This is a genomic window from Monashia sp. HAY1-5C (assembly GCF_056755255.1).
Genome location: NZ_JBPGXG010000783.1, coordinates 1 through 235 on the forward strand (window position 1 = coordinate 1; position 235 = coordinate 235).

The 235-nt window shown below is 61.7% G+C and carries 1 protein-coding gene; it reads right to left on the reverse strand.

What is annotated here, in order from left to right; all coding sequences use genetic code 11:
- Positions 1-235 (reverse strand): YiaA/YiaB family inner membrane protein (locus tag ACR9ZK_RS23535; RefSeq protein WP_481344327.1); only part of this gene is annotated, 235 nt, incomplete at both ends.

A 235-nucleotide genomic window follows, 5' to 3' on the forward strand; every position in this document is an offset into this window, starting at 1 on the left:
TTCCACAGGCCGACCGTCAGCAGCACGACGGCGGCCATCAGCGAGGTCCAGCACAAGCCGACGTACATGCCCGTCACCGGCAAGCCCTCGGCCCGGTCGCGCACCGTCTTTTGCAGCGACACGGCGGCAAAGCAGCCGTACAGCAGGATCGTCAGGTAATAGCCCTTTTCATTGAGCTGCATCTGGGCATTCCATAAACCGATGAGGTAGGCAAGGATGCCGACGATCATGGCGC